This window comes from Streptomyces sp. NPDC025833, from assembly GCF_055558055.1.
In genome coordinates this window covers 312,419-327,588 of record NZ_JBVHNF010000008.1, presented here as the reverse complement: position 1 = coordinate 327,588, position 15,170 = coordinate 312,419, and the positions used below count along the sequence as shown (strand labels likewise).

12 protein-coding genes are annotated in these 15,170 nt (G+C 71.9%); 7 read left to right on the top strand and 5 right to left on the bottom strand.

Features of this window, described 5'->3' with window-relative positions; genetic code table 11:
• Positions 1–42: 42 nt before the first annotated feature.
• On the top strand, positions 43–1,758 hold the full coding sequence (gene metG, locus ACZ4K2_RS16755) for a methionine--tRNA ligase (protein ID WP_467468297.1): 1,716 nt from the start codon (positions 43–45) through the stop codon (positions 1,756–1,758).
• A 60-nt stretch (positions 1,759–1,818) separates the two neighbouring features.
• Here the strand turns inward: metG and ACZ4K2_RS16750 are convergent, their stop codons facing one another.
• A complete protein-coding gene (locus ACZ4K2_RS16750) occupies positions 1,819–1,992 on the bottom strand; it encodes a DUF397 domain-containing protein (RefSeq protein WP_467468299.1) in 174 nt (57 codons plus the stop codon).
• A 304-nt stretch (positions 1,993–2,296) separates the two neighbouring features.
• On the opposite strand from ACZ4K2_RS16750, the gene ACZ4K2_RS16745 reads away from it, so the two are divergent.
• Positions 2,297–3,193, top strand: a complete 897-nt coding sequence (locus ACZ4K2_RS16745) for a helix-turn-helix domain-containing protein (protein WP_467468301.1) — start codon at positions 2,297–2,299, stop codon at positions 3,191–3,193.
• Between the two features lie 129 nt (positions 3,194–3,322).
• On the opposite strand, the gene aspS is transcribed toward ACZ4K2_RS16745, so the two are convergent.
• The gene (gene aspS / locus ACZ4K2_RS16740) at positions 3,323–5,086 is read right to left on the bottom strand and encodes an aspartate--tRNA ligase (RefSeq protein WP_467468302.1); all 1,764 of its coding nucleotides are present in this window, start codon (positions 5,084–5,086) and stop codon (positions 3,323–3,325) included.
• Positions 5,087–5,260: 174 nt separating this feature from the next.
• Between aspS and ACZ4K2_RS16735 the strand changes: the two genes are divergently transcribed.
• A complete protein-coding gene (locus ACZ4K2_RS16735; RefSeq protein ID WP_467468303.1) occupies positions 5,261–7,396 on the top strand; it encodes a SpoIIE family protein phosphatase in 2,136 nt (711 codons plus the stop codon).
• A gap of 46 nt (positions 7,397–7,442) precedes the next feature.
• Here ACZ4K2_RS16735 and ACZ4K2_RS16730 read toward each other — a convergent pair whose 3' ends face one another.
• Complete coding sequence (locus tag ACZ4K2_RS16730) at positions 7,443–8,501, bottom strand: AI-2E family transporter (protein WP_467468305.1); 1,059 nt, start codon at positions 8,499–8,501, stop codon at positions 7,443–7,445.
• An 84-nt stretch (positions 8,502–8,585) separates the two neighbouring features.
• Here ACZ4K2_RS16730 and ACZ4K2_RS16725 point away from each other — a divergent pair, with 84 nt between their 5' ends.
• Positions 8,586–9,176: a GNAT family N-acetyltransferase gene (locus ACZ4K2_RS16725; RefSeq protein ID WP_467468307.1), complete on the top strand. Its 591-nt coding sequence runs from the start codon at positions 8,586–8,588 to the stop codon at positions 9,174–9,176.
• Between the two features lie 21 nt (positions 9,177–9,197).
• Here ACZ4K2_RS16725 and ACZ4K2_RS16720 read toward each other — a convergent pair whose 3' ends face one another.
• Both ACZ4K2_RS16720 and ACZ4K2_RS16715 read right to left on the bottom strand, forming a co-directional pair.
• A complete protein-coding gene (locus tag ACZ4K2_RS16720; protein WP_467468309.1) occupies positions 9,198–10,169 on the bottom strand; it encodes a pirin family protein in 972 nt (323 codons plus the stop codon).
• A gap of 197 nt (positions 10,170–10,366) precedes the next feature.
• The gene (locus ACZ4K2_RS16715) at positions 10,367–10,852 is read right to left on the bottom strand and encodes an SseB family protein (RefSeq protein ID WP_467468311.1); all 486 of its coding nucleotides are present in this window, start codon (positions 10,850–10,852) and stop codon (positions 10,367–10,369) included.
• A gap of 137 nt (positions 10,853–10,989) precedes the next feature.
• Here ACZ4K2_RS16715 and ACZ4K2_RS16710 point away from each other — a divergent pair, with 137 nt between their 5' ends.
• The 3 genes from ACZ4K2_RS16710 (at position 10,990) to ACZ4K2_RS16700 (ending at position 15,105) form a co-directional block, all read left to right on the top strand.
• The gene (locus ACZ4K2_RS16710) at positions 10,990–11,748 is read left to right on the top strand and encodes an alpha/beta fold hydrolase (RefSeq protein ID WP_467468313.1); all 759 of its coding nucleotides are present in this window, start codon (positions 10,990–10,992) and stop codon (positions 11,746–11,748) included.
• Between the two features lie 137 nt (positions 11,749–11,885).
• The gene (locus ACZ4K2_RS16705; RefSeq protein ID WP_467468816.1) at positions 11,886–13,712 is read left to right on the top strand and encodes an acyl-CoA dehydrogenase; all 1,827 of its coding nucleotides are present in this window, start codon (positions 11,886–11,888) and stop codon (positions 13,710–13,712) included.
• Between the two features lie 94 nt (positions 13,713–13,806).
• On the top strand, positions 13,807–15,105 hold the full coding sequence (locus ACZ4K2_RS16700) for a M18 family aminopeptidase (RefSeq protein ID WP_467468315.1): 1,299 nt from the start codon (positions 13,807–13,809) through the stop codon (positions 15,103–15,105).
• Positions 15,106–15,170: the final 65 nt, after the last annotated feature.

The window sequence follows — 15,170 nt, the reverse complement described above, 5'->3', positions numbered from 1 at the left end:
GGTTCGAAACCGCAGAAAAGCAGCGACCTGGGAGCAGCCACGATGGCTCGACACCTCATCACCAGCGCCCTTCCGTACATCAACGGGATCAAGCACCTGGGCAACATGGTGGGGTCCATGCTCCCGGCGGACGTGTACTCCCGGTACCTCCGCCAGCGCGGTCACGACGTCCTCTACATCTGCGCGACGGACGAGCACGGCACCCCCGCCGAGCTGGCCGCCAAGGAGCAGGGCCTGCCCGTGGCCGAGTTCTGCGCGCAGGCGCACGACGCCCAGAAGGCGGTCTACGACGGCTTCGCGCTCGCCTTCGACTACTTCGGCCGCAGCTCCAGCCCGGAGAACCGCGAGATCACCCAGCACTTCGCCCGGAAGCTGAACGAGAACGGCTTCATCGAGGAGCGGGCGATCCGCCAGGTCTACAGTCCGGCCGACGGCCGCTTCCTGCCGGACCGCTACGTCGAGGGCACCTGCCCGCACTGCGGCTACGACAAGGCCCGCGGCGACCAGTGCGAGAACTGCACCCGCGTGCTGGACCCGACCGACCTGATCAACCCGCGCTCGGCGATCTCCGGCTCCACGGACCTGGAGGTCCGCGAGACCAAGCACCTGTTCCTGCTCCAGTCCAAGCTCCAGCACGAGGTCGAGGCCTGGGTGGCCCGGCACGAGGACGACTGGCCGCAGCTCGCCTCCTCCATCGCCCGCAAGTGGCTGACCGAGGGCCTGCACGACCGGGCGATCACCCGTGACCTGGACTGGGGCGTCCCGGTGCCTGCGGACACCTGGCCGGAGCTGGCGGCCGAGGGCAAGGTCTTCTACGTCTGGTTCGACGCCCCGATCGAGTACATCGGCGCGACGAAGGAGTGGGCCGACCAGGACCCGGAGAACCGCGACTGGAAGTCCTGGTGGTACGAGGCGGACGACACCGTCCGCTACACCGAGTTCATGGCCAAGGACAACGTCCCCTTCCACACCGTGATGTTCCCGGCGACCGAGCTGGGCGTGCGCGAGCCGTGGAAGAAGGTCGACTACGTCAAGGCGTTCAACTGGCTGACGTACTACGGCGGCAAGTTCTCCACCTCGCAGAAGCGGGGCGTCTTCACCGACCAGGCCCTGGCCATCCTGCCCGCCGACTACTGGCGGTACTTCCTGATCGCCAACGCCCCGGAGTCGGACGACTCGTCCTTCACCTGGGAGCACTTCACCGCCACGGTGAACAAGGACCTGGCCGACACCCTCGGCAACTTCGTCAACCGCGTGCTGTCCTTCAGCAAGAAGCGCTTCGGCGAGGAGGTCCCGGCCGGCGGCGAGCCCGGTGAGGCGGAGGCGAGGCTCGGCGAGGAGATCGCGTCGCTCCTCGCGGAGTACGAGTCGCACATGGAGGCCCTCCAGTTCCGCAAGGCCGCGGCCGCCCTGCGCGCCCTGTGGTCGGCCGGCAACTCCTACCTGGAGGAGAAGGCCCCCTGGCTGGAGATCAAGACGAACAAGGAGGGCGCGGCCCTCACCCTGCGTACGGCGATGAACCTCATCCACCTGTACGCGGTGGTCTCCGAGCCGTTCATCCCGGCGACGGCCAAGGTCATGCGCGAGGCGTTCGCCCTGCCGCAGGACACCGCGGCCTGGGTCGGCGCCGAGGAGGCGAAGGCCCTGGCCTCCGTCCCGGCCGGCACCCCGTTCACGGTCCCGCCGGTCCTGTTCGCCAAGCTGACCGACGAGGACCTGGCGACGTACAAGGACCGCTTCGGCGGCGAGGAGGGCTGACACCCCTCCGCTCCCTGACGTGCTCGCCCGCCGGCCCCGCCGCGGGCGAGCACGCGCGTGTCAGCGCCCGGCCGCGTACGGCACGAAGTCGGCCCAGGCACCGCGCGTGAGCGCGAGCCGCGGGCCATCTATGTTCTTGGAGTCGCGGACGTGCACCGAGCCGGGGGTGGCGGCGATCTCGACGCAGTCGTTGCCGTCACCGCTGCTGCTGTAGCTGAACAGCGAAAAATCCACCCGGTCCCGGCGGAAACGGCACGCGCACCGGAGCACGGGAACGTGGGCTCCGGTGCCCGCGGCGGTCTTCCTTAGGACCACGAGGGGGAAAGGAACCCACCAAGCCCCGCCCCTCCCACCCGCGGCGCACGATCACTCCCGTGGGTGAACATCACCAACTGGGCTGGATTCGCCCCCGGTTGTCTGCCCTACGCTCGGCGCAGCACCACGCGGCACGACACGACCCCAGACATACGAAACGGCCCTCGCCGGGACGGGCATCCCACTGCGAGGGCCTGACCACCAAGGAAGCAGTACCTTCCCGATGGATACCGAAAACAGTAGCGCGCCCCCGCCCGCCGGGTCCCGTAACAGCGGTAAAAACCACCCGCACCGGCAGCCTCGGAACACACACGCGATGGCCCACGCCGGCGGTGTCGTCCACGACAACACCCGGCACACCGCCCGGTTCACGGTGATCGGCAACCACCTCGCCCAGCACTCGGAGTTGTCCGGGCTCGCCATCGGGCTGGCGGTGTACATCCAGTCGGTCCCCACCGGCGCCCCCGTGGACATCAAGACCCTCGCCGCCCGCTTCCCCGAGGGCACGACCCGGATCGCCGCCGCCCTGCGCGAACTGGAGACCCACGGTTACCTGCGCCGCACCCGCGAGCGCACCCCGGCCGGCCGGGTCGTCACCCGCACCGTCTCCTGCAACCAGCCCGACCGCCACCGCACCCGCGACGCCCCCGAGGCGGCGCCCCGCCGGACGGCCCCCGCCCCGCAGCGGGAACCCGCACGCCGCCGCGCCCTCCCGGCCGTGCCGAAGCCCGCGTACGCCTCCCCCGGGCTGCTCCGGACGGCCACCGAGGTCCTCGCCGGCCTGCGCCGCACGGACCCCCGCCTGCTCCTGTCCGCCACCGACGCCGAACACCTCGCCCCCGGTGTCGCCGCCTGGCTGGAGCGCGACCTCACCCCCGCCGCCGTACGCTCCGCGCTGACGGCGAACCTGCCGAACGAGCCCCTGATCCGCCCGGCCGCCTTCCTCGCCCACCGGCTGACCGCCCAGCTCCCGCCCACGCCGCCGTTCCGGCCTCCGGCCTCACCGGCCCTGGAGCCCCGTCACCCCTGGCAGACCTGCGACGGCTGCGAACGCGTCTTCCGGGCACCGGCCCCCGGCCGCTGCCGCGACTGCCGCACCGACACCAGCGAGACCGAATGAGCACACTGCCGGAGTGGGAGTACGCCTTCGGCGCGGAGGAAGCCGCCCCCACGCATCCGGTGAGACGACTGTGCGCGCCGGCCGTCGAGAACAGGTCAGGACGGACCGGCGCGCACAGGGGGCCCGGTGTTACTTCGGCTGCGGCTTCCTGACGCTCAGGTGCAGCTCGCGCAGGCGGGACTCCTCAAGCTCGGTCGGGGCGCCCATCATCAGGTCCTGGGCGTTGCCGTTGAGCGGGAAGGAGATCGTCTCGCGGATGTTGGGCTCGTCCGCGAGGAGCATGACGATACGGTCCACACCCGGGGCGATGCCGCCGTGCGGCGGGGCGCCGAAGCGGAAGGCGCGCAGCATGCCGGCGAACTTGTCCTCGACGGTCTCACGGTCGTAGCCCGCGATCTCGAACGCCTTGAGCATGATGTCCGGCTCGTGGTTCCGGATCGCGCCGGAGGACAGCTCGACGCCGTTGCAGACGATGTCGTACTGCCAGCCCAGGATGTCCAGCGGGTCCTGGGTCTCCAGGGCCTCCAGGCCGCCCTGCGGCATGGAGAAGGGGTTGTGCGAGAAGTCGATCGCGCCGGTCTCCTCGTCCTTCTCGTACATCGGGAAGTCGACGATCCAGCAGAAGCGGAAGACGTTCTCCTCGAACTGGCCGGCCCGCTTGGCGGCCTCGACGCGGACCGCGCCCATGATCTTGGAGACCTCGTCGAACTCGCCCGCGCCGAAGAAGATCGCGTGGCCGGGGGCCAGCGAGAGGCGCTTGGTCAGCTCGGCGACGTTCTCCTCGGTGAGGAACTTCGCGATGGGACCGGACAGCGTGCCGTCCTCGCCGACGCGGACCCAGGCCAGGCCCTTCGCACCCAGCGACACGGCGAAGTCGCCGAGCTGGTCGAAGAACTTGCGCGGCTGGGCGGAGACGTCCGGGACGGGCAGCGCGCGCACGTGCTTGCCGGCGAACGCCTTGAACTCCGAGCCCTCGAAGACGTCGGTGATGTCCACCAGCTCCAGCTTGGCGCGCAGGTCCGGCTTGTCGGAGCCGTACTTGAGCATCGCCTCGCGGAACGGGATCCGCGGGAACGGGGACGTGACGTGGCGGCCGTTGCCGAACTCCTCGAACAGCTCGGTCATGAGCTGCTCGATCGGCTGGAAGACGTCCTCCTGCTCGACGAAGCTCATCTCGACGTCGAGCTGGTAGAACTCGCCCGGCGAGCGGTCGGCGCGGGCGTCCTCGTCGCGGAAGCAGGGCGCGATCTGGAAGTAGCGGTCGAAGCCGGAGATCATCAGCAGCTGCTTGAACTGCTGCGGGGCCTGCGGCAGGGCGTAGAACTTGCCCGGGTTGAGGCGCGAGGGGACCACGAAGTCGCGCGCGCCCTCGGGGGAGGTCGCCGACAGGATCGGGGTCGCCATCTCGTTGAAGCCCAGCGCCGTCATCTTGTGCCGGATCGCCGAGATGACCGCCGTGCGCAGCATGATGTTGCGGTGCATGCGCTCGCGGCGCAGGTCCAGGAAGCGGTACTCCAGGCGCCGCTCCTCGTTGACCCCGTCCTCGGCGTTGATGGTGAAGGGCAGGGGCTGCGCCGCGCCGAGCAGCTCGACGTCGGCGACCTCGACCTCGATCTCACCGGTGGGCAGCTCGGGGTTCACGTTCTCGGTTCCACGTGAAACAACGCGGCCGTCGACGCGGACCGTGGACTCCTTGGAGATCTTGTCCAGGGCCTCGTACGCGGGGGTGCCGGGGCGGGCGACGAGCTGCGTGATGCCGTAATGGTCGCGCAGATCGATGAAGAGGATGCCGCCCAGGTCGCGCCGATTGTGCAGCCAGCCACTCAGCCGGACGTCGGTGCCGACGTCAGAGGCGCGGAGCTGGCCGCAGGTGTGGGACCTGTACCGATGCATCGTCGTTCATCGTCCTTCGTGGTGGGTTCTCTCCCGCCGGCTCTGCGGACCGGCGGGAACGGGCACGGGCCCGGACCCATCAAGGGTACCGGGCACGCCAGATCGGCTCCTCCCCCTTGTCATCCGCCCGCACCAAGGTGGCACGCTCCCGTCACATCTTCCTAAAGTGGGGCAATGCGCACTGGCGAGCCTCTTCCGTCCGTCGGGGACGTCCTCGCCGCCCTCGCGACCGGGCTGTGGCACTGGGACACGGCCGCCGGGCTGGTCACCGTGGACGCGGAGGCGGCGAGGCTGCTCGGCCTGCCCGCGGAGCCGGCCACCCTCACGGAGGCGCAGACCCGGGCCCGGCTGCACCCGGTCGACTGGAACGAGATCACCGGCGTGGTGCGGCTGGCGGTCGCCGAGAACACCCTCGCCGAGGTGCGCATCCGGGTCATGGACGTGGACGGCAGCGTCCTGCGGGTCGTCCGCAGCCGGTCGAAGCCGTCCTACGACCCCGAACGGCAGACGTACGAGCTGATCGGCACCCTCCAGGAGGTGACCGAGCCCACCCCGGGCACGGCGGCCGCCCGCAGCGCGGTCACCGGGGACTGGCGGCGCTCCCGGGAGGCGTTCCTCCTGGACGCGGGACGCGCGCTGGCGGAGGCCCGGTCCACGGCCGAGGTGCTCCGGGTGGCGGGCGGCCTGTCCATGCCGGGCTTCTCACCGGACGGGCTCGTGGTGTTCGGGGTGAAGGGCGACCGGCTCTCCATCACCGGCCAGCACGGCCACCAGCCCGATGCCATGAACCCCTTCTCCGACATGCCGCTGGACACCGACTACCCGGCGGCCGAGGTGGTCCGCACCGGACGGGCCGTCTACCTGTCGTCCCCGGAGGAGTACAAGGAGCGCTACCCCGCCACCTGGCCGCTCGCCCGGGTCTTCGGCCGCCGCTCGTGGGCGTTCCTGCCGCTGACGGCCGCAGGGCGCACGATGGGCGCCTGGATGGCCGCCTTCACCCACACCGTGGCGTTCACACCCGACGAGCGCGCCGTCCTGACCACGGTCGCCCGGATGCTCGCCCAGGCGCTGTCCCGGGCCGGCGCCGCCGAGTCCGAGCGGGAGCTGTCGGAGGGCCTCCAGCGCTCCATGCTGCCGTCGCTGGGCCCCGAGGTCCCGGGGATACGGGTGGCGGCCCGGTACATCCCGACCGGCGGCGGTCTCCAGGTCGGCGGCGACTGGTACGACGTGATCCCGCTGCCGTCCGGCCGCTTCGCGCTGGTCATCGGGGACGTGCAGGGCCACGACGTCCGCGCGGCCGGGCTCATGGGCCAGCTGCGGATCGCGCTGCGCGCCTACGCGGCCGAGGGGCACCGCCCGGACGCCGTCCTCTCCCGCGCCTCCCGCTTCCTGCACGGCGTCACCCACTCCTCCGCCGACGACCCGCTGGCCGACCCGCGCTTCGCGACCTGCCTGTACGTCGAGGCCGACCCGGTGACCGGCATGCTGGAGATCGCCCGCGCCGGCCACCCGGACCCGGTGATCCGGATGGCGGACGGCACGGTGATGCTGCGGCCCACGACGGGCGGGCTGCCGCTGGGCATCGACCCGGACGCCGACTACCCGAGGACCCGGTTCACCCTCGAACCCGACGAGACGCTGATGCTGTGCACCGACGGCCTGATCGAGACCGGCGGGCACGACATGGAGAGCGGCTGGCGGCGGCTGCGCGCGACCCTGGAGGACCACGAGGGCGACCTGGAGTCCCTGGCCGACGAACTGGTGCGGGCGGTGCACGGGCCGTTCTCGCACCACACCACCGGCCCGCTGGCCGACCGCCGCGAGGACGACATCGCGCTCCTGCTGCTGTGCCGGCCGGGGGACGGCTGCGGCTGCGGCGGCACGACCGCGGTCCGGATCCCGGCGCGGCGCACCCTGCTGTCGGTGGCGCAGGACGAACCGGACCGGATCGCCGAGGCCCGCCAGCACCTGCGCGAGCTGCTGCACGACTGGGCCTCGGCCGACCAGGTGGACTCGGCGGTGCTGCTGGTCTCCGAGATGGTCACCAACGTGCTGGTGCACACCGACGCGGACGCGCTGCTGCTCGCCGAGATCACCGGCGAGCCGGCCGCGCGGCGGCTGCGGGTGGAGGTCTTCGACACCGGGGACGACCTGCCGCACCGGCGCCACCCCGGCGAACTGGCCTCCTCCGGCCGCGGTCTGATGCTGATCGAACTCCTCGCGGACGCCTGGGGGGTGGACCCGCGCGGCGAGGGCAAGAGCATCTGGTTCGAGCTGTGCGAACCGGCGGGACCCGCGGAGGACGCGTGACCTCGCGCCGGTGACGCGCGGCCCGCCGCCGCCCCGGGAAGGGGCGCTACGGCCCGGTGGTGGCGGGTCCGTCGGGCCGTTCCCCGTACCGCTCCCGCAGCTCGGCCCCGACACCGAAGGCCGCCGCGGTCAGCGGGACCGCGAGGAGCATGCCGAGGATGCCCGCCACGGAGGCGCCCGCGGTGATCGTGACCATCACGACGGCCGGGTGCATCTGCACGGTGCGGCTCTGGATGACCGGCTGGAGCACATGCCCCTCCAGCACCTGCACCGCGAGCACCACCCCGACCGTCCACAGGGCGGTCACGAGACCCCGGTCGGCGAGGGCCACCAGCACGGCCACCGCGCCCGACAGGAAGGCGCCGAGGTACGGGATGTAGGCGCCGACGAAGACGAGCGCGCCCAGCCCCACCGCGCCGGGCACCCGCAGCACCAGCAGGCCGACGGTGATGCACAGGGCGTCGATGAGGGCGATGAGGGTCGTCCCGCGCATGAACCCCTCCATCGCGGCGAACGCCCGCCGGGACATGGCCTCCAGGGTGTCGGCGGTGCCGCCGGGCGCCAGGGAGCGCAGGGCCGCCACGGCCCGGTGCCCGTCGCGCAGGAAGAAGAAGACGAGCAGCAGCGCCAGCACCGCCATGGCGATGCTCTCGGCGACGACGCCGACCCCGCTGACGACGTTGGACGCGGCCGTCCCGCCGAACTTGCCCAGCAGCTCGCGCGCGTTGCCGGCCAGGTCGTCCAGCCCGGTGCCGGACGCTCCGAAGTGCCGCGCGACGGCCCTGGCGGCGTTCCGCAGCGAGGCGACGATCTGCCCGCCGTTGTCGACGAGCGCGGCGGCGACGATGTAGACGGCGCCGCCGACGACGGCCAGCACGGCGGCGCAGGTGAGCCCGGCCGCCACCGACGGCTGCACCCCCGCCCGCACCAGCCACCGGTGCAGCGGACCGAGCAGCGCGGTGCCGAGCAGGGCGAGCAGCACCGGTGTCACGGCCGTACGGAGTTCCGCGCACAGCCGCACCCCCACCCAGCCCACGCCCGCGACGAGGAGCAGCACGGCGCACCAGGCGGCGAGCCGGCGGACGTGATCGGGCAACAGGCGCACGAGCCCAGCCGACCACGCGCGCGGGCCGCTGTCCCGCGGCGCGCGGCCGGGCGGGTGAGGCGGCCGGGCCCGTACGGTCGGGGCATGGAGAGGACTGCACCCGAACCGGCGGCTCCCGGCGCGACCGCGGCCGTCGTCTACCGGCCGGCGCGCCCCGGGGACGCCGGTGCCATCGCCGCGCTCGACGGCTCCTTCACGACCGACTCGGTGTTCGAGGTCACCGCGTCCGGCGGCGGGTTCGCGATCCGCGAGGTACCGGTCCGGCCCCCGCTGCACAAGGTCTTCCCCGACGAGGACGGCGGCCCGGGCGACGGGGAGGAGGACGGCGGGCCCGGCCCGGTCCGGACGGTGGTCGCCGTGCGCGGCGACGAGCTGTGCGGGTTCGTGACGGCCGCCTTCGAGCCGTGGAACGCGCGCCTGACCGTCCGGGACATCGAGGTCGCGCCGGCCTGGCGGGGCAGGGGCGTGGGGCGGGCCCTGATGGAGCACGCCGTCGGCTTCGCCCGGGAGTGCGGGGCGGTGCACGTGTGGCTGGAGGTCAGCAGCGTCAACGCGCCCGCCGTCCGCGCCTACCTCCGCATGGGCTTCGCCTTCTGCGGGCTGGACACCTCGCTCTACGACGGCACGGAGTCGGCGGGCGAGCGGGCGCTCTTCATGGCCCGGCCGGTGCGCTGACCGGCCGGGCCCGGAAGAGGATCAGATGCCGTCCTGCGTCATCCCGTGCACCGCCGGGACGCTGCCGAGCCGGCCCTTCTTGAAGTCCTCGAAGGCCTGCACCAGCTCGTCCTGGGTGTTCATGACGAACGGGCCGTAGTGGGCCATGGGCTCCCGGATGGGCTGCCCGCCGAGGAGGACGACCTCCAGGTCCGGGGTGTGGGAGTCCTGCCTCTCGTCCGCGCGGACGGTCAGCGAGGAGCCGGAGCCGAAGACGGCCGTCTGGCCCGAGCGGACCGGGCGGCGCTCCGCGCCGACGCTGCCGCGGCCGGCGAGGACGTACGCCAGGCCGTTGAAGTCCTGACGCCACGGCAGGGTGATCTCCGCGCCCGGGGCGAGCGTCGCGTGGATCATCGTGATCGGCGTGTGCGTGATGCCGGGGCCCTCGTGGCCGTCCAGCTCACCGGCGATGACCCGCAGGAGCGCGCCGCCGTCGGGGGAGGTGAGGAGCTGGACCTGGCCGCCGCGGATGTCCTGGTAGCGCGGGGCCATCATCTTGTCCTCGGCCGGGAGGTTCACCCAGAGCTGGACGCCGTGGAAGAGGCCGCCGGACACGACGAGGGACTCCGGCGGGGCCTCGATGTGCAGCAGGCCCGAACCGGCGGTCATCCACTGGGTGTCGCCGTTGGTGATGGTGCCGCCGCCCCCGTGCGAGTCCTGGTGGTCGAAGACACCGTCGATGATGTAGGTGACGGTCTCGAAGCCGCGGTGGGGGTGCCAGGGCGTGCCCTTGGGCTCACCGGGCGCGTACTCCACCTCGCCCATCTGGTCCATCATGATGAACGGGTCGAGGTGGCGGTAGTTGATCCCGGCGAACGCGCGGCGCACCGGGAAGCCCTCGCCCTCGAACCCGCTCGGGGCGGTCGTGACGGTGAGCACGGGGCGTGCCACGGCGTCGGCGGGAGCGGTCACGCGGGGCAGCGTCAACGGGTTCTCGACGGTCACTGCAGGCATGGTGGGTACCTCCTTGGTACGCCCACTTTAGTTGAGCGTTGAACTTTCTGCCACCCATAACGGAGAAGGCCCGGAGGGAATTCCCTCCGGGCCACCGTCCGGGTCGAGCGGGGAGCGTGCGCCCCGCGCACCTGCGGGCACGGACACGCCGGGAGCCGTGCGGGCGCCCGGCGATCCGCCCGCGCACGCCGGGCCGGCTAGCCGTACATCCGGCGCATCGCGAAGTCGACCATCTGCTCGACCGCCTTCGCGTCGAAGACCATGCGGTGCTCGCCCTCCATGTCCAGGACGAAGCCGTAGCCGGTCGGCAGCAGGTCGATCACCTCGGCGCCGGTGATGACGAAGTACTTGGACTCCTTGCCCGCGTACCGGCGCAGCTCCTTCAGCGAGGTGAACATGGGGATCACCGGCTGCTGGGTGTTGTGCAGGGCGAGGAAGCCGGGGGTGTCGCCGCGCGGGCAGTACACCTTCGAGGTGGCGAAGATCTGCTGGAAGTCCTCGGCGGCCATCTGGCCCGTGGTGAAGGCGCGCACCGCGTCGGCGAGCGAGGGCGGGGACGGCTCCGGGTAGAGCGGCGGCTGCTGGCCGTACCCGCCGACACCGCCCGGCATCTGCTGCTGCGGCGGGGCGTACTGCTGCTGCTGAGCAGCCCCGCCGTCCATGGGCTGGCCGTATCCGTACATGGGCGCAAGCGTACCGAGAGCGGTGCCGGCGCGGGCGTCCGGGAAATTTATGTAGCGAGCGTTAGGGAATTGGGGTACGGTTTTCTGTATCGGCCGCTACAGATGGCGGCCGCTCCCGCACGGCCCGGAGGTGCCCCATGACCGTGTCCCGCCCCGGCGCGGACCCCCGCCCCCTCCTGCTCCTCGCACACGGCGCGGGCGGCTCGATCGCGGCCAACTACGGCCCGGTCATGAGCCGGTTGACCAGCAGGTACGCGGTGGCGGGCACCGACTGGCCGGGCGCCGGCGGCACCCCGCGCGCAGCCGGGCCGCTGGAGCTGGACGCGCCGGCCGGGCGGCTGCTCGCCGCAGCCGACGCGGCCGGGGCGCGGCGGTTCACCGTCTCCGGGTACTCACTGGGCGCGGCGGTGGCGGTCCGGCTGGCCGCCCGGCACCCGGAGCGGGTCACCTCGCTCGTCCTGACCGCCCCCTTCGCCCGCGCCGACGCCGGGCTGCGGCTGACGGCGCGGGTGTGGCGCGCGCTGAGCGAGGCCGGCGACCGGGAGACGCTCGGGCGGTTCCTGCTCGCCCACGCCCTGAGCCCGGCCGCCCTGGACGCGATGGCCCCCACGGAGCTGGAGGCGGTCGCGCGGGAGACGGGGGCGGACGCGCCGCGGGGCACGCCGGAGCAGGTGGAGCTGGTGGAGCGGCTGGACGTGAGCGCCGACCTCGCCCGGATCACCGCGCCGACGCTGGTCGTCTCGCCCACCGACGACGCCCTGGTGCCGCCCCGGCTGCACCGGGCGGTGGCGGCGGGGATCCCGGGCGCCCGGCTGGTGGAGATACCGGGCGGTCACCTTCCGTTCGCCGAGCAGCCCGACCGGTGGGCGACCCTGCTGACCGGCGCGGAGGAGTAGACCCTTCTCACACTTGGACCGGCGGGGTTGCGCCTTATTACCGACGGGTAGCATCATCGTAGCTACTTGTTGGTACGTGAAACAGATGCGAGGAGTCAGTGCCTCGCCGATCCTTCTACGGAGCCGGAGCCGTCACCATGGGGCACTACAAGTCGAATCTCCGCGACATCGAGTTCAACCTCTTCGAAGTACTCGGGCGCGACAAGGTGTACGGCACCGGCCCGTTCGAGGAGATGGACGTCGAGACCGCCAAGAGCGTCCTGGAGGAGCTGACCCGCCTCTCCGAGAACGAGCTGGCCGAGTCCTTCGCCGACGCCGACCGCAACCCGCCGGTCTTCGACCCGGAGACCAGCACCGCTCCGGTCCCCGCGTCCTTCAAGAAGAGCTACCAGGCCTTCATGGACTCCGAGTACTGGCGGCTCGGCCTGCCCGAGGAGATCGGCGGCACCACCTCGCCGCGCTCCCTGATCTGGGCCTACGCCGAGCTGATCCTGGGCGCCAACCCGGCCGTGTGGATGTACTCCTCCGGCCCCGCGTTCGCCGGCATCCTCTTCGAGGAGGGCAACGAGGTCCAGAAGCACATCGCGAAGATCGCCACCGAGCGGCAGTGGGGCTCCACGATGGTGCTCACCGAGCCCGACGCGGGCTCGGACGTGGGCGCCGGCCGCACCAAGGCGGTCCAGCAGGAGGACGGCTCCTGGCACATCGAGGGCGTGAAGCGCTTCATCACCTCGGGTGAGCACGACATGTCGGAGAACATCCTCCACTACGTGCTCGCGCGCCCCGAGGGCGCCGGCCCCGGCACCAAGGGCCTGTCCCTCTTCCTCGTCCCGAAGTACCTCTTCGACTTCGAGTCCGGCGAGCTGGGCGAGCGCAACGGCGTCTACGCCACCAACGTCGAGCACAAGATGGGCCTGAAGGCCTCCAACACGTGCGAGATGACCTTCGGCGACCGGCACCCCGCCAAGGGCTGGCTGATCGGCGACAAGCACGAGGGCATCCGCCAGATGTTCCGCATCATCGAGTTCGCCCGCATGATGGTCGGCACGAAGGCGATCTCCACGCTCTCCACCGGCTACCTGAACGCGCTGGAGTACGCCAAGGAGCGCGTCCAGGGCCCGGACCTGGCGAACTTCATGGACAAGACCGCGCCCAAGGTCACCGTCACCCACCACCCCGACGTGCGCCGCTCGCTGATGACGCAGAAGGCGTACGCGGAGGGCATGCGCGCCCTGGTGCTGTACACCGCATCGGTCCAGGACGCGATCCAGGTCAAGGAGGCGAACGGCGAGGACGCCTCCGCCGACCACGCGCTGAACGACCTGCTGCTGCCCATCGTCAAGGGCTACGGCTCCGAGAAGGGCTACGAGCAGCTCGCCCAGTCGCTCCAGACCTTCGGCGGCTCCGGCTTCCTCCAGGAGTACCCGATCGAGCAGTACATCCGGGACTCCAAGATCGACACCCTGTACGAGGGCACCACGGCCATCCAGGGCCAGGACTTCTTCTTCCGGAAGATCGTCCGCAACCAGGGCGCCGCGCTGAACTCCCTCGCCGAGGACATCAAGAAGTTCCTGGCGCTCGCCACCGGCGGCGACGAGCTGGCCACCGCCCGCGAGCACCTGGCCAAGGCGGCCGTGGAGCTGGAGGCGATCGTCGGCGTGATGCTGACCGACCTCGCCGCCACCGAGCAGGACACCAAGAACATCTACAAGGTGGGCCTGAACACCACCCGCCTGCTGCTGGCCTCCGGTGACGTGGTCGTCGGCTACCTGCTCCTCAAGGGCGCCGCCGTCGCCGCCGAGAAGCTGGCCACGGCCTCCGCGAAGGACAAGGCGTTCTACACCGGCAAGATCGCCGCCGCGAAGTTCTTCGCGGCCAACGTCCTGCCCGGCGTCACGCTCGCCCGCAAGCTCTCCTCCGGCGTCGAGCTGGACCTCATGGAGCTGGACGAGGCCGCCTTCTGACAGCTCCGGACCTTCCGGACGCCCCCGCCGATTCCGCGTACGGGCCCGCATCCTTTCCGGGAGCGGGCCCGTGCACGTCGTTAAGGTGAAACCCATGAGCGCACCAGTCCGCTTCGACCGCGGCCACACCGACGACCTGATGTCCTTCCTGGCGGCGTGCCCGTCGCCGTACCACGCCGTGGCGAACACCGCCGAGCGGCTGGAGAAGGCGGGCTTCCGTCAGGTCGCCGAGACGGACGCGTGGGACGGGACGAGCGGCGGCAAGTACGTGCTGCGCGGTGGCGCGATCGTGGCCTGGTACGTCCCCGAGGGCGCCGAACCGCACACGCCGTTCCACATCGTCGGCGCGCACACCGACTCGCCGAGCCTGCGGGTCAAGCCCCGCCCGGACAGCGGGGCGCACGGCTGGCGCCAGGTCGCGGTCGAGATCTACGGCGGCCCGCTGCTCAACTCCTGGCTGGACCGGGACCTGGGCCTGGCCGGCCGGCTCACCCTGCGCGACGGCTCCTCCGTCCTGGTCGACGTGGACCGGCCGCTGCTGCGGGTGCCGCAGCTCGCCATCCACCTGGACCGCTCGGTCGGCGCCGAGGGGCTCAAGCTCGACAAGCAGCGCCACCTCCAGCCGGTCTGGGGCCTCGGCAACGACGTGTCGGACGGCGACCTCATCGCCTTCCTGGAGCAGGAGGCCGCGCTGGCGGCGGGCTCGGTGACCGGCTGGGACCTGATGCTGTACCCGGTGGAGCCGCCGGCCTACCTCGGCCGGGACCGGGAGCTGGTCGCCGGCCCCCGCATGGACAACCTGCTGTCCGTGCACGCGGGTGCCGCCGCCCTCGCCGCCGTGGCCGCCTCCGGCGCCCCGCTCACCCGCATCCCCGTGCTGGCCGCCTTCGACCACGAGGAGAACGGCTCCCAGTCGGACACCGGCGCCGACGGCCCGCTGCTCGGCACGGTCCTGGAGCGCTCGGTCCTCGCGCGCGGCGGCTCCCTGGAGGACCGGGCCCGCGCCTTCGCCGGCACGGTCTGCCTGTCCTCCGACACGGGCCACGCCGTGCACCCCAACTACGCCGAGCGGCACGACCCGACGCACCACCCGCGGGTCAACGGCGGCCCGATCCTCAAGGTCAACGTCAACAACCGCTACGCCACGGACGGTTCGGGCCGCGCGGTGTTCGCCGCGGCCTGCGAGAAGGCGAACGTCCCGTTCCAGAGCTTCGTCTCGAACAACTCCATGCCGTGCGGCACCACCATCGGACCGATCACCGCGGCCCGGCACGGCATCCGCACGGTGGACATCGGCGTCGCGATCCTCTCCATGCACAGCGTCCGCGAACTGTGCGGCGCCGACGACCCGTTCCTCCTGGCGAACGCCCTGACGGCCTTTCTGGAGGGCTAGTCGGGGCCTCGCCGGGTATCCGGACGGCACCGGAAACTCCGGAACCGGAAGGGGAGGCGAGGTCT

Coding starts and splice junctions, on each gene's coding strand:
- metG (WP_467468297.1), top strand. CDS start 43: ATGGCTCGACACCTCATCACCAGCGCCCTTCCGTACATCAACGGGATC.
- ACZ4K2_RS16745 (WP_467468301.1), top strand. CDS start 2,297: ATGGATACCGAAAACAGTAGCGCGCCCCCGCCCGCCGGGTCCCGTAAC.
- aspS (WP_467468302.1), bottom strand. CDS start 5,086: ATGCATCGGTACAGGTCCCACACCTGCGGCCAGCTCCGCGCCTCTGAC.
- ACZ4K2_RS16735 (WP_467468303.1), top strand. CDS start 5,261: ATGCGCACTGGCGAGCCTCTTCCGTCCGTCGGGGACGTCCTCGCCGCC.
- ACZ4K2_RS16725 (WP_467468307.1), top strand. CDS start 8,586: ATGGAGAGGACTGCACCCGAACCGGCGGCTCCCGGCGCGACCGCGGCC.
- ACZ4K2_RS16720 (WP_467468309.1), bottom strand. CDS start 10,169: ATGCCTGCAGTGACCGTCGAGAACCCGTTGACGCTGCCCCGCGTGACC.
- ACZ4K2_RS16715 (WP_467468311.1), bottom strand. CDS start 10,852: ATGTACGGATACGGCCAGCCCATGGACGGCGGGGCTGCTCAGCAGCAG.
- ACZ4K2_RS16710 (WP_467468313.1), top strand. CDS start 10,990: ATGACCGTGTCCCGCCCCGGCGCGGACCCCCGCCCCCTCCTGCTCCTC.
- ACZ4K2_RS16705 (WP_467468816.1), top strand. CDS start 11,886: ATGGGGCACTACAAGTCGAATCTCCGCGACATCGAGTTCAACCTCTTC.
- ACZ4K2_RS16700 (WP_467468315.1), top strand. CDS start 13,807: ATGAGCGCACCAGTCCGCTTCGACCGCGGCCACACCGACGACCTGATG.